The sequence below is a fragment of the Delftia sp. ZNC0008 genome, from assembly GCF_000799035.1.
Taxonomy (GTDB): domain Bacteria; phylum Pseudomonadota; class Gammaproteobacteria; order Burkholderiales; family Burkholderiaceae_C; genus Comamonas; species Comamonas tsuruhatensis.
The window spans coordinates 1-2,083 of the sequence record NZ_JTKZ01000047.1 but is presented as its reverse complement, the minus strand read 5'-3'; the positions used below and the strand labels follow the sequence as shown (position 1 = coordinate 2,083).

General features: G+C 66.5%; 2 protein-coding genes and 1 pseudogene. All 3 read left to right on the top strand.

The window, feature by feature from the left end:
* Nucleotides 1-883 (top strand): Bug family tripartite tricarboxylate transporter substrate binding protein (locus tag L995_RS01420; protein WP_047468427.1); only part of this gene is annotated, 883 nt, incomplete at its 5' end.
* A gap of 7 nt (nt 884-890) precedes the next feature.
* Nucleotides 891-1,865, top strand: coding sequence for an NAD(P)H-dependent flavin oxidoreductase (locus L995_RS01415; RefSeq protein WP_013804143.1), 975 nt, complete (start codon nt 891-893; stop codon nt 1,863-1,865).
* Between the two features lie 122 nt (nt 1,866-1,987).
* Nucleotides 1,988-2,083, top strand: a pseudogene (locus L995_RS32675) (electron transfer flavoprotein subunit beta/FixA family protein); the annotation flags it as partial.

The window sequence follows — 2,083 nt, the reverse complement described above, 5'->3', positions numbered from 1 at the left end:
CCGCGTGGTCGTGCCCTTCCCGGCGGGCGGCCCCACCGACACGGCATCGCGCATCGTGGGCCAGAAGCTGGGCGAGCGTCTGAAGCAGACCGTGGTGGTGGAAAACCGCCCCGGCGCCTCCGGCTCCATCGCGGCCGTGCAGGTCGCCAAGAGCCCGGCCGACGGCTACACGCTGATGATGCTGGCCACGCCCACGCTGCTGGCGCCGCACCTGTACAAGAAGGCCGGCTACGACACCGTCAAGGACTTCACGCCCGTGGCCACGGTCTATGACCTGCCCATCGTCATCGTGGTCAACCCCACGCTGCTGCCCGACGTCACCGACCTCAAGAGCCTGATCGCCCACGCCAAGGCGCAGAAGGTCGCGCTCAACTACACCAGCTCGGGCGCCGGCAGCTTCGGCCACCTGAGCATGGAGCTGCTCAAGCAGATGGCCGGCTTCGACATGCAGCACGTGCCCTACAAGGGCGGCGTGCCCGCCATCACCGACACCATCGGCGGCCAGGTGCCCATCATGTATGCCGACCTCGTGGCCGCGCTGCCCCACATCCAGGCCGGCAAGCTGCGCGCCATCGCCGTGGGCTCGCCCCAGCGCGTGGCCATGCTGCCCGACACCAAGACCATTGCCGAGCAGGGCATCAAGGGCTACGACGCCGTCTCCTGGGGCGGCCTGCTGGCGCCCAAGGGTAGCCCCAAGGCCGTGGTCGACCGCATCGCCAGCGAAGTTCAGCAGATCCTTGCCGACAAGGACATCCAGGACAAGCTGCTCAACGCAGGCGCCATCGCCGCCTACCAGAACCCCGCCCAGCTGGGCCAGCGCATCCAGCAGGACTACACACGCTGGGGCCAGCTGATCCGCGACAAGGGCATTGCAGTGGAGTGACATCGACATGAAGACACGCATCACCGAACTCTTTGGCATAGAGCACCCCATCATCCAGGGGGGCATGCACCATGTGGGCCTGGCCGAACTGGCCGCCGCTGTCTCCAACGCGGGTGGCCTGGGGCTGATCACGGGCCTGACCCAGCGCACGCCCGAGCTGCTGGCGCGCGAGATCGCGCGCTGCCGCGAGATGACGGACAAGCCCTTCGGCGTCAACCTGACCTTCCTGCCCTCGGTCAACCCGCCCGACTACCCGGGCTACGTCAAGGCCATCATCGAAGGCGGCGTCAAGGTCGTGGAGACGGCGGGCAACAACCCGCAGAAATGGCTGCCCGCGCTCAAGGAAGCCGGCATCAAGGTCATCCACAAGTGCACCTCGGTGCGCCATGCGCTCAAGGCCGAGGCCATCGGCTGCGACGCCATCAGCGTGGACGGCTTCGAATGCGGCGGCCATCCGGGCGAGGACGACATCCCCAATTTCATCCTGCTGCCGCGCGCGGCCGAAGAACTGAAGATTCCCTTCGTCGCCTCGGGCGGCATGGCCGACGGCCGCTCGCTGGTGGCTGCGCTGGCGCTGGGCGCCGAGGGCATCAACATGGGCACGCGCTTCATCGCCACCCAGGAAGCGCCCGTGCACGACAACGTCAAGCAGGCCATCGTCGCGGCCAGCGAGCTGGACACGCGCCTGGTCATGCGTCCGCTGCGCAACACCGAGCGCGTGCTGACCAACCCGGCCACCGAGCGCCTGCTGCAAAAGGAGCGCGAGCTGGGAGCGGCCATCACCTTTGCCGACATCGCGCCCGAGGTGGCCGGCGTCTATCCGCGCATCATGCATGACGGCGACATGGACGCAGGCGTCTGGTCCTGTGGCATGGTGGCCGGCCTGATCCACGACGTGCCCACGGTCCAGCAGCTGATCTCCGGCATCATGGACCAGGCCCATGCACTGATCAACGAGCGGTTGGCCGGCCTGGCCCGCTGACCGCCCATCTTCACAGGACTTACGCAAACAGGATGCGACAACGTGCTGCGCCCCATGGCAAGCCGCTTGCCTTGTTCCTTCTTGCGTAGGTCTTACTTCAAAAACCAGGAAAGAGCTTTCTCATGAAAATCCTTGTACCCGTCAAACGTGTCGTGGACTACAACGTGAAGGTCCGCGTGAAGTCGGACGGCACGGGCGTGGACATCGCCAACGTCAAG

What these genes read in the sequence shown, in the direction of transcription:
- L995_RS01415 (WP_013804143.1), top strand. Translation starts at nt 891, where the DNA reads ATGAAGACACGCATCACCGAACTCTTTGGCATAGAGCACCCCATCATC.